This is a genomic window from Microbacterium maritypicum MF109 (genome assembly GCF_000455825.1).
Lineage (GTDB): Bacteria > Actinomycetota > Actinomycetes > Actinomycetales > Microbacteriaceae > Microbacterium > Microbacterium maritypicum_A.
Genome location: NZ_ATAO01000090.1, coordinates 13,327 through 33,280, shown reverse-complemented (window position 1 = coordinate 33,280; position 19,954 = coordinate 13,327). Strand labels below are relative to the sequence as shown.

General features: G+C 67.4%; 12 protein-coding genes. 9 read left to right on the top strand and 3 right to left on the bottom strand.

Annotation, left to right across the window (positions count from 1 at the left end):
* Positions 1-54 precede the first annotated feature (54 nt).
* From L687_RS26085 to L687_RS26065, 5 genes are all read left to right on the top strand, one after another.
* Positions 55-4,749: a PKD domain-containing protein gene (locus tag L687_RS26085; protein ID WP_021198745.1), complete on the top strand. Its 4,695-nt coding sequence runs from the start codon at positions 55-57 to the stop codon at positions 4,747-4,749.
* Between the two features lie 11 nt (positions 4,750-4,760).
* Positions 4,761-6,071 (top strand): hypothetical protein, encoded by a 1,311-nt coding sequence (locus L687_RS26080; RefSeq protein ID WP_021198744.1) that lies wholly within the window; start codon positions 4,761-4,763, stop codon positions 6,069-6,071.
* 55 nt (positions 6,072-6,126) lie between these two features.
* The gene (locus L687_RS26075; RefSeq protein WP_021198743.1) at positions 6,127-7,479 is read left to right on the top strand and encodes a polysaccharide biosynthesis tyrosine autokinase; all 1,353 of its coding nucleotides are present in this window, start codon (positions 6,127-6,129) and stop codon (positions 7,477-7,479) included.
* A gap of 192 nt (positions 7,480-7,671) precedes the next feature.
* Positions 7,672-10,341 carry a right-handed parallel beta-helix repeat-containing protein gene (locus L687_RS26070; RefSeq protein WP_021198742.1) on the top strand — a complete coding sequence of 890 codons (2,670 nt, stop codon included), beginning with the start codon at positions 7,672-7,674 and terminating at the stop codon, positions 10,339-10,341.
* 10 nt (positions 10,342-10,351) lie between these two features.
* The gene (locus L687_RS26065) at positions 10,352-11,662 is read left to right on the top strand and encodes a hypothetical protein (RefSeq protein WP_021198741.1); all 1,311 of its coding nucleotides are present in this window, start codon (positions 10,352-10,354) and stop codon (positions 11,660-11,662) included.
* Between the two features lie 45 nt (positions 11,663-11,707).
* On the opposite strand, the gene L687_RS26060 is transcribed toward L687_RS26065, so the two are convergent.
* Genes L687_RS26060 through L687_RS26050 form a run of 3 tightly spaced genes read right to left on the bottom strand, consistent with a single transcriptional unit; the run spans position 11,708 to position 15,580 of the window.
* Positions 11,708-12,844, bottom strand: a complete 1,137-nt coding sequence (locus L687_RS26060) for a glycosyltransferase (protein WP_021198740.1) — start codon at positions 12,842-12,844, stop codon at positions 11,708-11,710.
* Positions 12,841-14,049 carry a glycosyltransferase gene (locus L687_RS26055; protein ID WP_021198739.1) on the bottom strand — a complete coding sequence of 403 codons (1,209 nt, stop codon included), beginning with the start codon at positions 14,047-14,049 and terminating at the stop codon, positions 12,841-12,843. The genes L687_RS26060 and L687_RS26055 overlap by 4 nt, the downstream gene beginning before the upstream one ends.
* A 4-nt stretch (positions 14,050-14,053) precedes the next feature.
* Positions 14,054-15,580, bottom strand: a complete 1,527-nt coding sequence (locus L687_RS26050) for a sugar transferase (protein ID WP_021198738.1) — start codon at positions 15,578-15,580, stop codon at positions 14,054-14,056.
* Between the two features lie 351 nt (positions 15,581-15,931).
* Here L687_RS26050 and L687_RS26045 point away from each other — a divergent pair, with 351 nt between their 5' ends.
* The 4 genes from L687_RS26045 to L687_RS26030 all read left to right on the top strand — a co-directional run bounded on the left by L687_RS26045 (position 15,932) and on the right by L687_RS26030 (position 19,891).
* On the top strand, positions 15,932-17,089 hold the full coding sequence (locus L687_RS26045) for a low temperature requirement protein A (RefSeq protein ID WP_031206786.1): 1,158 nt from the start codon (positions 15,932-15,934) through the stop codon (positions 17,087-17,089).
* A gap of 78 nt (positions 17,090-17,167) precedes the next feature.
* Positions 17,168-18,127 carry an intradiol ring-cleavage dioxygenase gene (locus tag L687_RS26040; protein ID WP_021198736.1) on the top strand — a complete coding sequence of 320 codons (960 nt, stop codon included), beginning with the start codon at positions 17,168-17,170 and terminating at the stop codon, positions 18,125-18,127.
* Positions 18,128-18,329: 202 nt separating this feature from the next.
* Positions 18,330-18,614: a hypothetical protein gene (locus L687_RS26035; RefSeq protein ID WP_136025275.1), complete on the top strand. Its 285-nt coding sequence runs from the start codon at positions 18,330-18,332 to the stop codon at positions 18,612-18,614.
* Between the two features lie 158 nt (positions 18,615-18,772).
* Positions 18,773-19,891 carry a fatty acid desaturase family protein gene (locus tag L687_RS26030; RefSeq protein WP_318386957.1) on the top strand — a complete coding sequence of 373 codons (1,119 nt, stop codon included), beginning with the start codon at positions 18,773-18,775 and terminating at the stop codon, positions 19,889-19,891.
* Positions 19,892-19,954: the final 63 nt, after the last annotated feature.

Below are 19,954 nucleotides of genomic sequence, written 5' to 3'. Positions count from 1 at the left end.
TTTCATCGCACTAACTCAATTTCGAAGAAGAAAACTGGCGGCTGGGGAGTCACTATGGGGAACACATCGACCACGAGGCGGGCGCTGAGCGCGCTTGCGTCTGTCGTGACGGCGGCATTGCTCGTCGCCGGCATGACGACACTGGGTGCACAGGCGGCGTCGGCAGACGTCCCGTCGACACCACCGCCCCTGCTGCAGCGCGACGACAACGTCGTCACGTCGGATCCGATTCCGACCGTGCAGATCGACAACGGCTACGTCTGGTCTCAGACGACCATCGGTTCGACCGTGTACGCGGTCGGCAAGTTCGACAACGCCCGTGCGCCCCTGGCTGCCCCGGGAACGAGCCTGACGGCGCGTTCGAACGTTCTCGCCTATGACATCAACACCGGCCAGCTGCTGTCGTTCGCCCCGCAGGTGAACGGCGTGATCAAGGCTGTCGCCGCCTCGCCCGACGGGAGCCGCATCTACATCGGCGGCTCCTTCAACTCGGTCAACGGTCAGGCGCGCTGGAACTTCGCGGCCCTCGACGCCGTGACCGGTCAGCTCGTCCCCGGATTCTCGCCGTCCATCGGCGGCAGCGGCGTCTACGCGCTGGCCACCTCGGGATCGAGCGTCTACGTCGGCGGCCTGTTCACGCAGGGCAACGGAACGGCTCGCAAGAACCTCGCCGGCTTCAACGCCGCCAACGGTGCCCTGCTGAGCTGGGCACCGCAGACTGACCTCCAGGTCGACGCGATGGTCATGGACCCCGCGGGTCAGAACGTCATCGCCGCCGGCCGCTTCTCGCAGGTGAACGGCGACCTGACCATGCGCGGCACCGTCGCGCTGGACAAGACGACCGGTGCCGTCGACTCGTCGTGGGCGCTCCCGCAGACGGTCAAGAACGGCTCCAACACGGGCAGCAACTCGGGCAAGGCCGGCATCTTCGGACTCGCCGCCGATGCCACGGCCGTCTACGGCACCGGCTGGGTCTACGCCGACGCCGCCACGGGAAACCTCGAGGGCACGTTCGCGGCGGAGGCCGGAACCGGACAGGTCCGCTGGATCGCCGACTGCCTCGGCGACCACTACGGCGTCTACTCGACCGGCAAGGTCGTCTACACGACCAGCCACACGCACGCGTGCGGCACGATGAACCTGCACCCCGAGCAGAACCCGCGCACGCACCGCTACTCCGAGGCGTACACGGCCGATGCCCGCGGTTCGCTGGGCAACCAGCCCGCAGCCGGCGGCACCTACAAGAACTGGGCGGGCACCCCCGCGCCGTCTCCCTACGCCTGGACGCCCGACTGGGCCGTCGGCGTGACGACGGGCCTGGGTCAGGCCGGACTCTCCATCACCGGCGCCGGCAACATGATCTCGATCGGCGGCGAGTTCCGCTCGGTCAACAACGGTCGATTCGAGGGCCTCGTGCGCTTCTCGACGAACCCTCCGGGCGGAGCCAAGGACGGACCCCGCCTCGCCGCGGCCAACTGGACAGGCACTGCGCAGTCGTTCATTCCGGGTCGCGTCCGCGTCTCGATCCCGGCCAACTGGGACCGCGACGACCTGACGCTCACGTATGAGCTCCGTCGCACGGGCACGGCGACCCCTGTCGCCACGACAACGGCGAACGGAACCTGGTGGAACCGACCGGCCGTCATCCTCGAAGACAAGACCGCCACGCCGGGGTCGCAGCAGGAGTACACGGTCGTCGCGAAGGACGGCAACGGCAACACCGTGAGCAGTCAGGCGATGTCCGTGACCGTCGCATCGGGCACGGTCTCGAGCTACACCAACGCGGTCATCACGGATAGCCCGCAGCTGTACTACCCGTTGGGCACCGCGCCGCAGGACTGGGCGGGGGCGAACCCGCCGGTGTTCGGCTCGGGCGTGACGTCGTCGACCTCCGGTGTCGAGAACACCGCCACCGGTGCCTCGACCTTCTCCGGAACGAGCACGGGACGAATCTCGTCGACCGACAAGATCGCCGCCCCGACGGAGTTCTCGACCGAACTGTGGTTCAAGACGAACACGACGACCGGTGGGAAGCTTCTCGGCTACGGGAACGCGGCCTCGGGTGACTCCACGAGTTACGACCGTCATCTCTACATGACGAACAACGGTCGGCTGGTCTTCGGCACGTACAACGGCAGCACGCAGACCGTACAGAACTCCACGGCGTTGAACAACAATGCGTGGCACCATGCTGTGGCCACGCAGAGCGCTGCCGGCATGAAGCTGTACATCGACGGCGCTCTCGTCTCATCGGCAGCCGGTGCGACCACTGCCGAGAACTACGTCGGCTACTGGCGCGTCGGCGGGGACAACCTCAACGGCTGGCCGTCCGCGCCGAGCTCGATCAACTTCAAGGGTGCGCTCGACGAGGTCGCGGTCTACCCCTACGCGCTGACCGCTGCACAGGTGCAGACGCACTACGGCATCGGCAAGGGCTTCCAGCCGCCGACCGCCGCCTTCACCGCGACGCCGACCGATCTCGCGGTGGCGTTCGACGCCAGTGCATCCGCACCGACCGGCTCGGCCACGATCACCGGCTACAGCTGGGACTTCGGTGACGACTCGGCGACGGCCACCGGCCAGACGGTCTCGCACACCTACACCGCCGCGGGAACCTACACGGCCAAGCTCACGGTCACGGACAGCAACGGGCTGGCCACCACGACCGAGAACCCGGTCGTGGTCCAGGCGGCGAATGTGCTGCCCACCGCCTCCTTCGAGGTCACGGGCACCGGTCTCTCGGTCTCCGCCGATGCCTCCGCCTCCACCGACTCCGACGGCACGATCGCTTCGTACGACTGGAACTGGGGCGACGGATCGACGTCGAGCGGCCAGGTCGCCAGCCACGTGTACGCCTCGGCGGGCACGCGCACGGTGACCCTGACCGTCACCGACAACCGTGGTGGCACGGCGACCACCACGCGTGAGGCCGTCACGACCCATGCGAACCCGGTCGCGACGTTCACATCGACCGCGTCGGGGATGAACGTCGACGTCTCGGCCGCAGGGTCGAGCGCGTCCGACGGGGCGACGCTCTCCTACTCCTGGAACTGGGGCGACGGAACGCCTGCGGGTACAGGGGCGACCGCCGGCCACACGTACACCCAGCCGGGTGCGCATGACATCACCCTCACGGTCACCGACAGCCTCGGCGGCTCGGCGAGCGTCACGAAGTCCGTGACCGTTCAGGCGCAGGTGTTCGCAGCATCCGACTCGTTCGGCCGCGTCGTCTCGAGTGGCTGGGGCGCGGCTGATGTCGGCGGCACCTGGGCACCCATGAGCGGTTCGGCCGCCGTCACCTCCGTCGCCGACGGCGTCGGCAAGGTGAATCTCACCCCGGGTGAGACCCGCGAGATGCTGTTGCAGGGCACGTCGCTCCTCGACACGTCGGCGCGGATCACCTACTCGCTGGCCTCCGGACCGTCGACGGGTGTCGCGTACGAGGGACTCGGCGCACGTCGCTCCGGTTCGAACGGCTACCGTGCGCTCGCATGGCACCGTGCGGACGGCACCACGTGGCTCGTGATCCACCGCAACGGAACGGCCATCGCCAGCACCGCGGTCGCCGGTCTCACGTGGACCGCGGGAAGCACTTTCAACCTCGCCATGGAGACCACGGGTTCCGGAACCACGACGATCCGCGCGAAGCTGTGGGCGGCCGGCGCTGCAGAGCCCGCCAACTGGCAGCTCTCGACCACGGATGCGACGCCGGCCCTCCAGGCCGCCGGAGCCCCGACGGTGTTCTCCTACCGAGCCGGCAGCGCGACCGGCACCAACCTCGCGAGCTTCGACGACTTCACGCTGAAGAACCTCGGAGCCGCGACACCGCAGCCCGAGCCTCAGCCGACGAACGTCGCGCCGACCGCCGCGTTCACGGCGACGGCCACGGGCCTGACCGTCAATGTCAACGGCGGAGCGTCGACCGACTCGGACGGCACCATCGCCTCCTACGCCTGGAACTTCGGAGACGGAACGACAGGCACCGGAGCGACGAGCTCGCGGGCGTACACGGCGGCGGGCACCTACACGGTGACCCTCACGGTGACGGACGACAAGGGCGCGACCAACACCGCCACCCAGCAGGTCACGGTCACGGCACCTCCTGTCGAGCCGCAGCCTGAGCCCAACCCGGCAGCGCTGGCGAGCGATGAGTTCGACCGCACCGCTGGTCCCGGCTGGGGGAGCGCGGTCACCGGCGGTGCCTGGAGCATCGCCGGAGGCTCGCAGGCGGCGGCGACCGTCGCCGACGGCCAGGGCAAGCTGAGCCTGGTCGCCGGAGACACCCGTCATGCGACGCTCAACACGACGTCGATCGGTGATTCCCTCCTCGAGACGCAGTTCCGCGTCGATCAGGCTCCCGCCGCAGGTGGCGCCTACATCGGAGTCATCGCCCGTCAGACGGCCGCGGGGAAGTACTTCGCCCGCGCGTGGCTCCGTCCCGACGGAACCGTGTGGCTCGTGGTCCACCGTGAAGGGACTGTGGTGCTCACGCAGGCCGTGCCCGGGCTGGTCTGGGCGGCGAACACGTCGTACAGCCTGAAGGTGTCGGTCACCGGGTCGACCTCGACCGCCATCTCGGCGAAGATCTGGGCGACGGGTACCACCGAGCCGGCGAACTGGCAGATCAACGCGACGGATGCGACGCCGCTGGCTGCGGGAGCGGTCGGCCTCAGCGGCAACCGGTCGGGCAGTTCGACGGCGCCTCTGAACGTCTCGTTCGATTCGTTCCGCGTCACCGCGCCCCAGTAAGATCCTGACGCATGGCCACTGCTGTTCCGATCGCGCTCCTCGCCGTCGGAGGAATCGCAGCAGTGGCCATCGTCGTGTTCGTGCTCCGGCTGATGCCGCGCACCGCTTTCGTGGCCTGGGCGTGCGTGCTCTTCTTCGTGCCGCTCTGGGTCGGCGTGAACGTCGGCTTCTACTGGGCGGCGATCACGCTGCTCACGGCTTTGATGATCATCGTCAACTGGTCCGTCGTCCCTCTGCGCGCCGCGGATGCCTGGGTCGTGGCGTTCATCATCGTCATCGTCGGACTGTACGGCTTCGGCTCGGTGGACCTTCCGTCTCTCGTCGCCGCGCTGCTCGAGTGGGTCATCCCTTACCTCTGGGGGCGCGTCGTCCTCGCCCGCGTCGCGCCGGGGTGGGTCACGTCGACGATCGCCGTGGTCGCGATCATCGCCGCGGTCCTCGGCATCGTCGAGTTCTTCACGTCGTTCAACCCGTTCGTGCTGATCCCGGGATCGGGCGTCATCTACGACACCTGGAGCCCCCTGCAGGAACGCGGCGGGGTCTTGAGGGTGGAAGGCGCGTTCGGGCATTCGATCGCCCTGGGAGCGGCCCTGGCGATGTCGTCGGCGTTCATCGTGGCGACGAAGTGGCGTCTGGTCCCGAAGATCGGCGGCGTCGTACTCATCGCCGTGGCGACGGTCCTGACGTTCAGTCGCGCGGGTCAGCTCACCCTCGTGCTCACTCTGGTGCTGTCCACGTTCCTGATCGTCGGGGTGTCCACCCGGTTCCGGGTCGCGATCGTCACCGCCGGCGTCATCGGCACCGTCATCGCGATCCCGATCATCGACTCCGTCTTCGGGGCGGCGGGCGATGAGGCCGGCGGCAGCGCGGACTATCGGACCGACCTCCTCGTGCTCCTCCAGCAGGTGCAGCTCTTCGGCAATCCGGGGGACTGGCATTCGCTCGTCTCGGGTGACTACTACCTCGGCTACTTCGCGCGCTCCGTCGACAACGCCCTCGTCCTCACCCTGCTCCGCTACGGCTACGTGCCGACCCTGCTGATCATGGCGGCGATCGTCTGCGCGGCGATCATGACCGTGCGACGTTCGACCCGGAGCCCGGCGTCCATCGCCGTCGTGGGGCAGCTGCCGAGCCTCGTGGTGGTCGCACTGATCACGCAGTACAGCATGTTCCTCTGGTTCTGCGTGGGGCTCGCGATCACGTGGGCCCGCGACGCCGACGCGCTCGGTGGAAGGCGCGAGGGACCTGTGGAGATACGGCGGGGATCGCTCGAGACTTCGCGCCCGCCCCGTGGCGCCGTGGAGCGCCCTGCACAGTCATGAAGTCGTGGAATCGAACACTCCTCTAGAATCGAAGTCTGAGGGGGAATGGGGAGTCATGGGCGAGAGCCGGGTGAGTCTGCGCGTCATCGCCAGCTCGTTGCGCAAGTTCTGGTGGATGGTCGTGCTCTTCGGGGTCGTCGGGGCCGCGGGCTCCTACGGGTACGCCTCGCTGCAGACCCCGCTCTTCCAGGCGACGACCTCGCTCTACTTCGCTCTCAATCAGGGCACCAGCGCCTCCGACCTCAACCAGGGCTCTGTGTACACGCAGAGCCAGATGCTGTCCTTCGCGCAGCTCGCGACGAGCTCGCGGGTGCTCGATCCCGTCATCGAGGAGCTCGGTCTCGACACGACGCCGCGCGCTCTCGCGCGTGACATCGAGGTCACGATCCCGCAGAGCACCGTGACGCTGCGCATCACAGGGATCACCGATGACGCGAAGGCGGCCGCCGAGCTGGCCGACGCCGTGGCCGAACAACTCATCATCGTGGTCAAGGATGTGGCGCCGAAAGACCCACAGGGCGAATCCACGATCACCGCTCAGGTGATCGATGATGCCGTCGTGCCCGAGTTCCAGTTCACACCGAGCAAGCCTCGCGACGCCCTCCTCGGAGGTTTCCTGGGTGGCGTCCTCGGACTCGCCATCGCGGCGTTGATCGGTGTGCTCGACACCCGCATGCGCACCGAGGAGACGCTGACCGAGGCGGGCGGCGACCCTGTGCTGGGCGTCGTCTCGAAGTCTCCGCTGCTGGCCATGCGCGGTATCGCTGTGGCCCAGGAGCCGCTGGGCCACACCTCCGAGGAGTTCCGTCGCATCCGCTCGGCGCTCGCCTACGCGAACGTTTCCTCACGGGTGAAGGTGCTGCTGGTGACGTCGGGCATGCCGTCCGAGGGCAAGTCGACCGTCTCGGTGAATCTCGCCATGACGCTCGCCGGGCTGCGCAACTCCGTCCTGCTGATTGACGCCGATATGCGGCGGCCGCGGGCTCACGAGCACGCCGGCATCGACGGCTCGATCGGACTCACGAGCGTGCTGCTCGACGAGGTCGAGTTCGAGGTGGCCAAGCACAGCGTGGCAGACAGCACACTCGACATCCTCCCCGCCGGCACCATCCCGCCGAATCCTGCGGAGTTGCTCACCTCCGCTCGCATGGCGCAGCTGCTCGACTTCGCTGCGGCGGAGTACGACTACGTCGTGATCGATTCTCCGCCCATCCTGAGCGTGGCGGACGCGAACCTCTTCGCCACCCAGACCGACGGCGTGATCCTCGTGGTCGACGCGACCAAGACCCGTCGCGCCGCCCTCGCGAAGAGCGTCAAGTCGCTCGAATCGGGTGGCGCGCGCATCCTCGGCACCGTCCTGAACCGTGCTCGTCCGGATCGACACCGCAGCGAGTACTACAGCGACTGACGCGATGCCTCGACGCGGAAACACCGCGCAGGCGACGGAGTATATCGGTGTGACGCGGTGTTCGTTTGTCTTTGCCCCGGTAGCCGGGTATTCTTCATGAGTTGCGAGGGGGACTCGCTCTTTGCTGCCGGGGTCTAAACTGCGGCGGAGATGCGGGGTGATCATGAATCTGCCCCAGAAGACGGTGACATCGTGTCCACTCCGTTCCTCGATCTCGCATCACGCGAGTCCGCGACTCCGCCTCGGCGACGCTCTCGAAAGCTCCTCGCAGGTGCACTGACGGCCACCCTTGCGCTCACTGCCGCGCTGACAACCGTTCCGTCGTCGGCATTGGCCGACGACGCCGTGACTCTCGCACAGTCCCAGGCATCGGCGGACACCCCGGTCATCGACGATGACATGGATCGCGCCGTCGGCTCCGGATGGGGCTCGTCGCCCGAGGGGCCCTGGCGCGTCGTGGAGGGAACGGCGAGCGTGACAGGCGCGCAGGCCCTGCTCGCGAGCCGCAAGCCCGGCATCACCGCCCGAGCGACCGTCGACGGTGTCGCCGCGACCGACGTGGACAGCCGCTTCTCGCTGACCGTCCCCGAGCTTCCGGTGGGAGGGCCGCTCTACCTCTCCCAGGCTGTCCGCGTGTCCGGTGCCGACTCCTATGGGGTGCGTGTGCGCGTGCATCCCGACGGCTCTGCCTATGTGTCGATCGTGCGTCTCACGGACCTCATGCGCGTGCAGCACCTCAGCGAGCGCAGACTCCCGCTCACGGTGACGGGCGACACCACGCTGACCGTGGCACTCAGCGTCACCGGCACGAGCCCGGTGGAGTTGGGCGCCAAGGCCTGGGAATCGGGCGCTGCGGAGCCGACTGACTGGCAGGTGACGTACTCCGACGATTCGGCTGACCGGATCCAGGCGGCGGGTGGCTACGCCTTCTCGCTCTACACGTCTTCGGGTGCTCGGACCGCCGTTCCGGTCGGAATCGACGACGTCTCAGTCACCACTCCCACCACGGTGCCGGAACCTTCCACCGAGCCCACGCCTGCGCCGGAGCCGACACCATCCCCGTCGCCCGAGCCGACGGCCTCGCCGACTCCGACTCCGACTCCGACGCCGACGCCGACTCCGACTCCGACTCCGACACCGGCGCCCGAGCCCGAGCCGGTGCCGCCGGGAACGCCGGAGGGCGTGCGCGGGACTCCCGGTGCCCATGCGCCCGGAACGCTCGCCTACGACGCCCCGGCGACGGCGGTCTATGTCTCTCCCTCGGGAGTCGACGGAGCCTCGGGAACCAAGAACTCGCCCGTCAAGACGGTCGCTGCCGCGCTGCGCGTCGTTCCGAACGGAGGGACGATCGTCCTGCGCGGCGGTTCCTACCACGAGGAGATCGTGGTGCCCGCGCAGAAGCGGGTCACGATCCAACCGGCACCGAACGAGTCGGTCTGGCTCGACGGTGCGAAGCCGGTCACGGGGTGGAAGGCCTCGGGACGCACATGGGTCGTCGAGGGCTGGAACACGGCTCTCGACGCCAGTCCGACCTACACCAAGGGGGCGCCGGACAACACTCAGGCCGAGTGGCGCTTCGTCGATCCGGCCCACCCGATGGCCGCACACCCCGACCAGGTCTGGGTCGCCGGGGTGCAGCTGCGGGAGGTGGCCTCTGCATCGCAGGTCTCGGACGGCACCTTCTTCGTCGATGATGCGGCCAAGCGCCTGGTGATCGGAACGAACCCCACGGGCGCATCCGTCGAGGCGAGCGTGCTCACGCAGGCTCTGTCGATCCGCTCGGCAGGCAGCGAGGTGCGTGGAATCGGCGTGCGCCGCTACGCCACCAGCGTTCCGCAGATGGGCACCGTGATCGCGGCAGCCCCGAACGTCGCGCTCACCGACGTGACCATCCGCGACAACTCGACGACGGGCTTCTACTCGTGGGCCCCCGGGACGACGCTGACCCGCGTGTCGTTGATCGGGAACGGCCTGCTCGGAGGAGGGGCTTCGCAGGCGGATGGGCTCAGAGTGACCCAGATGCTCTCGGTGGGCAACAACATGGAGCACTTCAACGATTCCCCGGTCTCCGGCGCCTTCAAGGTCACGCGGACTCGCGGGGTGACGGTGACGGACAGCGCATTCACCGGCAACGACGGACGAGGACCGTGGTTCGACGAATCGGTGCTCGACATCGCGTTCACAGGCAACGACGTGATCGGCAACACCGGCCACGGCGTCCTGGTCGAACTGTCGGAGCGGGCCGTCGTGGCCGACAATGTCATCGCCCGAAACGGCGAGTTCGGTCTGTTCGTGCTCAATTCCGGCAATGTGAAGATCTGGAACAACACCTTCGTCGGCAACGGCAACCGGAACATCAGCATCGGGATGGATGCCCGACGCGCGTCCGACCCGAACACGCCTGGCCACGACCCGCGCACACGGTACGCGCCGCAGGCCTCCTGGATCGTGCGCAACGTCGTGATGTCGAACAACGTCATGGCAGAGAGCGCCGGAAACTGCCTGGTCTGCGTGCAGGACTTCTCCATGCAGTACACCGGGTCCCAGATGGTGTCGAGCGTCAACGGGAACCTCTACCAGCGCACATCGCCGGGGACGCCCCGATGGTTCTCCGCGTGGTCGAAGGGAGCGGTCTCCAGGGACCCCGCCGTGAGCGATACGCTCGCCGGGTTCACGGCCACGACGGGTCAGGACCGGCGTTCGCAGTTCATCGAGGGTGCTCCGGTCGTCGATGGCTCCTTCACGCTGCTTCCGCCGTTCGCCGCCGCCCAGGGCTCTGTTGCCGTCCCGGTGCCGTCTGATATCGCTTCAGTATCACGACTCCCCGGCAGCAGCACGACGCTGGGGGCCCTGCCCCGGTGACGATGTAAGCATGGGCTCTCTTCTCGCCGTCGGCGCGCGTGCGCTGACGATGGTCATCGCGCTGGTCTGCGGCGTCCTCACGACCCGGATGATCATCGGGGGTGCCGGCGTCGACAGCTTCGCCCTGTACACGCTGCTGACGACGATCCCCTCTCTGCTCACGTTCACCGACCTCGGCAGCGGGGCGGTTCTGGTCAACGCGGTCGCGACGAGCGAGAACGTGCGTACAGACGAGAAGCTGCGATATCAGCTCACATCGGTCGGCCGCGTTCTGCTGATGTTCGCGGCGACGGCGATGGCGATCAACACGATCCTCGTGCTCACCGGAGCCTGGGAGCTGGTGTTCGGCGAAGCAGGCGGTCGCCCCGGCGCTTCGCTGGCCGCGTTCTACTGCGTCACCATCTTCTGCCTCGGCATCCCCCTCGGGGTCTGGGCGCGGATCATGCTGGGGCAGCGCCGCAACCACATCGTCATCCTCCTCCAGGGCCTGATCTCACCCCTGACCATGACCGGCGTCTGGCTGATGCTGACGTTCGGCGGTGAGAACCTTCACTCCTTCGTCGCCATCGCCTCTTTCGCGGCCTCCTTCATCGTCTCGCTGCTCGGCATCCTCATCACGGCGCGCACGACATCCCCGCTGATTCCCGCGGCTGCGCGGATGGTCCTGCGCCCTCGGCGGTATCCGGGAGTCCGGGTGATGGACGTGGGGTGGCCGATGCTGGCGCAGATGGTGACCTATCCCATCGCCGTGGGTTCCCAGCGGTACGTGATCGCCCAGCTCGGTGGTCCCACCGATGTGGCGGAGTACGGAGTGGCGGGACAGGTCTTCTTCGCGCTCAACGGACTGGTGATGGCGGGTGGACTCGCGCTCTGGCCCCATTTCGCGAAGAGTCGACACGACGGCGATCTCCGGCGCGGGCCGTTCCTGCTGTCTGTGCTGTTCGCGTCCGCCATCGCCGTCGCGACCGTGATGGTGTGGCTCGTCGGTCCGTGGCTGTTCGGCTTCATCACGCAGGGTGAGCTCACCGTGCGGCCGAGCACGATCTTCGCGTTCGGTCTGATGATCATGATGACCGCGGCGGTGTACCCCCTGGGCATGTTCATCATGGACAAGCCGGGCATCCGCTTCCAGGTGATCCCCACGCTGAGCATGGCCGCCGTCGGCATCACGCTCTCGTTCGTGCTGACCCCGGTGCTGGGAATCGCCGGACCGTTGATCGGCGTCGCCTTCGCGCTCGTCGTCTGCCAGCTGATCCCGTTCTCGATCTACATCGTCCGGAACAAGAAGCGGCTGACGGTCGGAGATCTCGACCCGGTGTAGTCCGGTCCGGGCGGATCGACGCCGGAGGCAGTGTGTCGGCGGCCGTCAGCTCAGCACGTGCGCTGTGATGCTCGAGCGGTAGACGGCGGGAGCGTGTCGACGGAGTGCCTCTGCGCGGCTGTCCGCGACGCTCGAGACCATCTCGTCCCAGCGGGTGTCGATATCGGTCAGGGCCGTTGCGATGGAGTCGGGGTCGCCCGCGGTGACGAGCTGCGCAGTGCCGTAGCCGCCTGCTGCTTCCCGAAGACCGCTGCTGTCGCTGGCGATCACGGGGCGCAGGGCGAGGATCCCCTCGACGGCGGTGTTCCCGAAGGGCTCGTCGATCCGCGAGGGGACGAGGAGCACATCGGTCTTCTCCAGGAACGGCCAGATGTCGGTATGGAACCCGGCGAAGTCGACGGAGACCCCGGCATCGGCTGCCTGTGCCCGCAACTCGGCCTCGAACCACTCGTAGCCTTCGAAGACCGCGCCGAGAAGGGTCACGTCCACAGCGCGTCCGGCGGCGTGCAGTCGGGAAGCCGCCTCGATCACGAGATCGGGCCCCTTGCGAGGGGAGAGACGTCCGATGTAGAGCACACGGAGCGGCCCGTCGGTGTGGGGGCGGGGCGATACCGGATGCGAGGGAGAGGCGACGCCGTTGTAGACGACGTGTGAGCGCCGGGCGAGGGCGGGCAGCGCGGCGTGGATCGTGTCCAGACTGAATCGGCTGTTCACCAGGGTGCGGTGGGAGGCCAGGTGCGGGGAGTAGAGGATGCCGTTGACGAGCCGGTTTCCCGAAGCCTCGGCCTCATGGACGTGGCTCACCGTTCGGATGCCCCGCAGCCGGGCGATCAGCGGCCATTCGGGGATGATGATCGTCGACACGTAGACGACGTCCGGGCGTAGGTGGCCGAGCAGGCGCCACGCGGCACCGAGGCCACGGAAGGTGTCACGGAAGAGTTTGGGCAGCCCTCGGGGCGTCAGGAGGACCTTGCGCAGCACGAGCATCGGGACGATGACGACCTCGACCCCGGCAGCACGCAGTTCCTTCACGAGGAGCCCGGAGCTCGGAAGCGCGACGACGACGCGCGCCCCGGACTCGACCAGGCCGATCGCGCTCTCCAGAAGCATGCGGTCGGAACCGAACAGCTCGGCACCCGGATGCACGAGCAGGACGGTGCGCTGCCCTCCGTTGCCGCTCATGAGCCGTCCGCTCCGGCGTCCGCCGCGGCGGGAGCGGGGGCCCAGTCCGTCTGTCGGCGACGTGCTCGTCGCGCCGATGGGTGGATGGTCGCACGCTCGGCGATCCGATGCGCGAGCGTTTCGTACTCGTCCGCGACGTCGTCCCAGCGGAACCGGGTGCGGGCGATCTCCCGCACCGCCGTGCCCCGTGCCGCGGCGAACGCCGGATCGGCCTCGGCCGCCACGACGTGCGCAGCGACATCGGCGGCGTCGGCGAAGAACCACCCGTTGCCGTCGAGTACTTCGCGGTTGAAGGGAACGTCGAAGCCGATCACGGCGGTCCCGGCCCCCATGGCCCGAAGGAGCGAGGGATTGGTCCCGCCCACGGAATGTCCGTGTACGTAGGTGAGCGCATTCGCGTACAGCGCGTCGAGCAGTTCCTGGTCGTACACGCCACCGACGAGGCGGATCCGTTCGTCGCCATCGGCCACGCGCTGTATCTCCTGGGTGTATCCCGCGCTGTACGGCGCGGAGCCCACGACCACGAGAGGGAGCTTTGCGTCGCTGTCTCGGTAGCCCTCCACGATCTCCAGCACGTGATTCTCCGGCTCGAACCGCGCCACGACGAGGTGATAGCCCTTCGTGCTGAGCCCCATCTCGGCCACGCCGCGTTCGGGAAGCTCGTCGAGGATGGGGGCGCCGTAGCGGATGAGTTCGGTGGGCACATCGAACTGGTGCCGGTAATAGTCGGCGATCCCCGGCGCATCGGCGATCAGAGCATCTGCCGTGCGTACCCCGAACTGCTCGGCCCAGCGGTAGTAGGCCTTGCCTCGTGGCCCCCATTTGGAGCGTCGCCATTCGAGACCGTCCATGTGCAGCGCGACCGGTGCACGACGCAGCCGGAAGAGGGGCAGGAACGGCGAGTTGGCCGCGTTGAAGACGAACGTCGCGTCGGGACGCCGGCGGAACACGAGGTGCAACGCCGACAGCCCGGTGTGGCTCAGCGTCTCGATCTGCTTCACGGGGACGGCAGGAAGATGCACGACCCTCATGCCTAGGTACTCCTTCTCACGCCGCTCGGAGCCGCGGGTGTACACGACGACATCGTGTCCGCGGTCCGCGAGTCGGCGTCCGACCTCTTCGATGGCGGTTTCGAAACCGCCGTAGGCCGCGGGCACTCCTCGGGTCCCCACCATCGCGATGGTGAGGCGGTTCGAATTGCTCATCCGATCAGTATGCCCCGCTGGGCTGCACCATGACCTTGGCGGTACGCCACATGATCTGCAGGTCGTTCATCACGGACCAGTTCTCGACGTACCGCAGGTCGAGGCGGACGCTCTCATCCCAGGAGAGGTCGCTTCGCCCGGAGACCTGCCACAGACCGGTGATGCCGGGCTTGATGTAGAGGCGCCGGAAGACGGTGCCGTCGTAGTCGGTGACCTCGCTGGGCAGCGGCGGGCGCGGCCCGACCACACTCATGTCGCCGATGAGGACGTTCCAGAACTGCGGCAGCTCATCGAGAGAGAGTTTGCGCAGAACCTTGCCGACGCGGGTGACGCGCGGGTCGTCCTTCATCTTGAAGAGGAGCCCGGCGCCCTGGTTCTGTTCCTTGAGGGCGGCGAGCTGCTGCTCGGCATCCGTCTTCATCGAGCGGAACTTGACCATCCTGAAGCGGCGACCGTCACGGCCGACGCGCTCCTGGAAGAAGAAGACCGGACCGGGGGAGTCCAGCTTGATGAGCACGGCGAGCACGGGAGCCAGCAGACCGATCGGGATCAGCGCCAGCGTCGCCACGGCGACGTCCAGTGCACGCTTCAGGAGGTGCTGGCCGCCTTCGTAGGTGGGGATCTGCACCTGGATCAGTGGCAGGCCCTCCACCGGGGCGAAGGAGATGCGGGGACCCGCCACATCGGTGAGTCGGCTGGACAGCACGAGTTCGGCAGCGGTCCCTTCGAGCTGCCAGCTCAGCTGCTTGACGAACTCGGGCTCACCCTCGGGGCGGCTCGCCACGATGATCGTGTCTGCACCGACTTCGGCCGCGACCGACGACACGGAGTTCACGTTCCCCAGAACCGGGAACCTCGTGTCGTCGATCACGATGTCGCGCGCGTTGCCGTCGAGCAGCGTCGCGCCGACCACCTTGTAGCCGGATGCGCCGATCGGGTGCAGCGTCCGGACCACATACTCCACGTCGTCCCTGTTGCCGACGACGAGAGTGCGGGAGGCGAACCTCCCCTGGGAGCGCTGCTTCTGCAGCCAGTGGCGCCACAGCCACCTGGTCACCAGAAGAGTCAGCACACCGACGGGCAGCCCCAGCAGCAGCGTCAGTTGCATCGACTTCCATGCGAGCAGGACCGCCACGATGGCGATGATCCCGAAGGCGAGTCCGGAGGCGTGCACGACGCCCCGATACTCGGTGGCACTAGCGCGGAACAACGCGGCGTCCCGCGTGTGCATCGCGCTGAGCATGAGGTACCACAGCGCGGCGAGCGGAATGCCGTCGCGCATGACCTCGACCCCGGAGACGCCGGAGGCCAGCTGGACCGCTGCCGTCAGACCGAGCGCGAACAGGATGACAGCTGCATCCGTCGTCCGCAGACGCATCCGATAGCGACGCTCCCACTGACGGCGTCTTTCCAGAGTCGCCGAAGCACGCGGTGTGACCACCGTGCGCGTCACCGACTTGGCAGCTCGCGGAGCCGCGACCGGCACGAAGCCCGTTCGAGCGATGCTCAGAGCATCCTCGACGGAAGTCATGCCGAGGCCTCGTGAGCCGTGAATGTACGCAAAAATCCCCAGTGCGACATGTGTTTCCCCAGTTTCCCCAGACCATGAACCCCACGTTCACGGCATTCGTCTGCGTCCCGACCCCTCGGGTCCTGCTGAAACTCTCCGTGATTCCCACATCACGGAGTGCGTTCTCACCGTCCCACACGGTGAGCGCTGACAGCAGGCACTGCAGACCTGATCCACTGTAGCGGAACATCGTCGCCACGGGAAGGTAATTCTGGTGAATGGACGAACGGGGGCGGCGAGGAGCGCCTGGTCGGGGGCTATCCTGTCGCGGTGACCGCGAACACCGACACTCCACGCTTCCAGCTCCGAACGATGCTGCCGCGCGACCCTTCTCAGCCGCATCGCACCGCGAGCCCGCTCGAGCTCTTCTTCGATCTGGTCTTCGTCGTGGCGGTGAGCATCGCCTCCGCACAGCTGCACCATGCCCTCAGCGAAGGGGATTTCCTGCACGGGGTCACCTCCTACGCGATGCTGTTCTTCGCGATCTGGTGGGCCTGGATGAACTTCACCTGGTTCGCCACGTCGTTCGACACCGATGACTGGCTCTATCGCGTCACGACGTTCGTGCAGATGGGAGGAGTCCTCGTCTTCGCCGCCGGCATCCCCGCGGCGTTCAACGAGAGCGACTTCACCATCCCGGTACTCGGATATGTCGTGATGCGCGTGGCGATGGTGGCGCAATGGCTGCGAGCGTCACGATCGGCCGGTGAACTGCGTTCGGCGACGCGCCGGTACGCGTTCGGCATCGCCGCGGTCCAGGTGCTGTGGATCCTGTTCCTCCTGATCCCGGCGGGACCTCTGCAGTTCGCCGCCTTCGTGGTCTTCGCCCTCATCGAGATCAGTGTTCCGGTGTTCGCCGAATTCCGGAGGCAGACGCCGTGGCATCCGCACCACATCACCGAGCGCTACGGGCTGTTCACGTTGATCGTGCTCGGTGAGAGCCTTCTCGCATCCGCGAACGCCATCATCGATGCGCTTCACGAGGTCGAGAGTCTCGGCCCGCTGATCGCGATCTCCGTCCTCACGCTCGTGGTCACGGCGTCGTTGTGGTGGATCTATTTCTGGCCCCCGCATCACCGTGCGATCACGAGCTTCGGCCGCTCGCTGCGCTACGGCTATACGCACTATTTCGTCTTCGCCGCGGCGGCGGCCTTCTCGGCCGGGATCGAGGTCGAGATCGACGTGCTGACCGGGAAGAGCCACCTGTCGAACCTCGCGGCCTCGTTCACGGTGACGATCCCGATCGCGATCTTCCTCGTGGGCATCTGGTGGATCGCGATCCGCCAGAACGCCGATCGCGTGGTGAACACGGTCGTTCCTCTCGGCGCCCTGCTGGTGCTGCTCGATCCGGTGTTGCCGATCCCTGTCACCCTCACCGCGCTCGTCCTTGTCGTGGTCGTGGTGGTGCTGGTGCTTCATCCTCCCGTGGAGTCCACGCGCATGGACGCCACGCGCATAGACAAGGCATAGCGCGGACAGAGGGTTCTGATCGGAAGCTCCGCGACGCTGGGGATAGGCGCCAGACGCCCGTCGACGAGGAGACAGATCATGAGCATCCCGGAACCCACCCAGACCCCTGACGGTCCCGCCTACGAGGGGCGTCTGCTCGACCGTGTGGACGAGGAGGTGGTCGATCAGGGGGCAGCCTTCGACATCCGTACGCTGCTGAGCCGGCGCGGGGTGCTCGGACTCGCGGGGATCGGGCTCGGCGCCGTCGTCCTCGCGGCCTGCGCGCCGGCGGCATCGGGCGGATCGACGAGCGCCGCCACGCCGAGCGCGACCGCGGGGACTTCCAGCGGCGATGTCGCGGGCGTGGGTGAGATCCCCGACGAGACGGCGGGCCCCTACCCCGGCGACGGCTCGAACGGCCCCGACGTGCTGGAGGACGCGGGGATCGTCCGTCAGGACATCCGGTCGTCGATCGACGGCGGGGCGACGGCAGACGGCGTTCCGCTCACGTTCGAGTTGCAGGTGTTCGATCTCGCGAACGGGGGAGTGCCCTTCGCCGGAGTCGCGGTGTACGCGTGGCACTGCACGGCGCAGGGTGGGTACTCGATGTACTCCTCCGGCCTGGAGGACGTGACGTACCTGCGCGGCGTGCAGGTGGCGGATGCGGACGGCAGGGTCTCGTTCACCTCGGTGTTCCCGGGATGCTACTCGGGGCGCTGGCCCCACATCCACTTCGAGGTGTATCCCGACGTCGGGTCGATCACCGATTCGACCGCGGCCATCGCCACGTCGCAGCTGGCGCTCCCCGAGGCGGCATGCACGGATGTCTACGCCGAGGCCGCTTACGACGGATCCGCGAGCAACCTCGCGCAGATCACGTTGGCGAGCGACAACGTCTTCGGTGACGATTCCGCTGCGCTGCAGCTGGCCGCGGTCACCGGAAGCGTGCGGGACGGGTATGCGGGAACCCTCGTGGTGGGTGTCGACACCGCGACTGCTCCGGCGATGAGCGGAGGGCAGGGTGGTCCCGGCGGTGGGGGACAGCCGCCGTCAAACTGAGCAGCGAACGGCGATGAGAGGCCTGTGGGATCGATCTGCTATAGTTATGGTGCAGCGTGTGTGCATCGCCCCTCTCGGCCGCCACGTCGCCACTGATCAGGGCCATTACGGACCGCGCACATCGATGCGTGCGGAATCCGCCCTCGGTCTCACATCTTGCGGAGCGCCCACGCGTGTCCGCCACACAGCAATGAGCATCACCATGAGCACCACCACCTTTCCCCCGTCCGACCCGTTGACCTGGAAGCAGGCCGACACCGATGTGCACGTCGCGACGCGCGACGGCGAGTTCGCCGGCTTCGTCGAGTTCGATGGCACTGCGCACCTCGTGCGCGACAACCACGGCGCCGAGCTCGGCGTCTTCGACACGCTCGACGACGCCTTCCGCGCGCTCGAAGACGCGGTCCGTTCCGAGCGGCGCGGATCCGTCTTCCCGACGATTGTGCCGCGCGCCTGGCGTCGCCGGACCCGCCGCGCTCGCGCCTGAGCGTGGCGGGAACCCCTGCACGCCCGCCCGTGACTGGGGGCTCGGCGAGAGGTTCCGATGTATTCCCTGACGCGTATAGAGCTAGGGCTACTGTGAGGTAAGCGTTGGGCAGCTGCCTTGGGCTTTCACAGCTCAAGGGCTCCGATCGTCAGGAGAAGATCATCTCCATCACACAGATCGAACCGACCGCGGCAACGCTGGGTCCGATTCGTCAGACGTATTCCGGTAACGCGGACTTCCCTCCCATGGCGAAGGCGTACAAGCAGGTTTCGCAGGTCGTCAAGGAGACCGGGCTGCTTCAGCGCACCCAGTGGTTCTACATCTTCGTGGCCACCGGTGTCGCTGTGGCGCTCGGCGGCCTCATCACCGGCTTCATCCTGCTCGGTGACAGCTGGTTCCAGTTGCTCATCGCCGCGGGCCTCGGCATCGTCCTCACGCAGATCGCCTTCCTCGGCCACGAAGCCGCCCACCGTCAGATCCTCTCCACGGGGCCGGCGAACTTCAAGCTCGCCCGCATCGTGATCGCCAGCATCGGCATGAGCTACTCCTGGTGGGATTCGAAGCACACCAAGCACCACGGCAACCCGAACCAGGTCGGCAAGGACCCCGACATCGAGGTCGACACGATCTCGTTCCTCGAAGAAGACGCCGCGAAGGCGAAGGGCCTGATCAAACTGATCACCCGCAAGCAGGGGTGGCTGTTCTTCCCGCTGCTGACGCTCGAGGGGCTGAACCTCCACTTCCTCGGGCTGAAGTACCTCACGACGACGAAGAACGTCAAGGGACGCTGGACCGAGCTCGGCATCATCGCGCTGCGGTTCGCCCTCATCCTGGTGCCCGTGTTCATGATGCTCCCGCTCGGAATGGCCTTCGCCTTCATGGGCGTGCAGTTCGCGGTGTTCGGCGTCTACATGGGCGCCGCGTTCGCGCCGAACCACAAGGGCATGCCGATCATCGAGCCCGGCGCCCGTCTCGACTTCTTCACCAAGCAGGTGCGCACCTCCCGCAACATCAGCGGCGGATGGTGGACGACCTGGCTCATGGGCGGGCTGAACTACCAGGTGGAGCACCACCTCTTCCCGAGCATGCCGCGACCGCACCTGGCGAAGGCGCGCGAGATCGTGCGCGACTACTGCGCGGCGAATGACGTGCCGTACACGGAGACCAGCCTCGGCCGCTCGTACATGATCGTGATCGAGTACCTGAACCGCGTCGGACTGTCTGCCGGTGCCGATCCCTTCGACTGCCCGGCAGTCGCACAGTTCGGCCGGGCGTAGCCCCCGATCTCACCGGGCCCTGATCAGCCCGGGGACGACAGAGGCGCGAGCAGGAATTCCTGC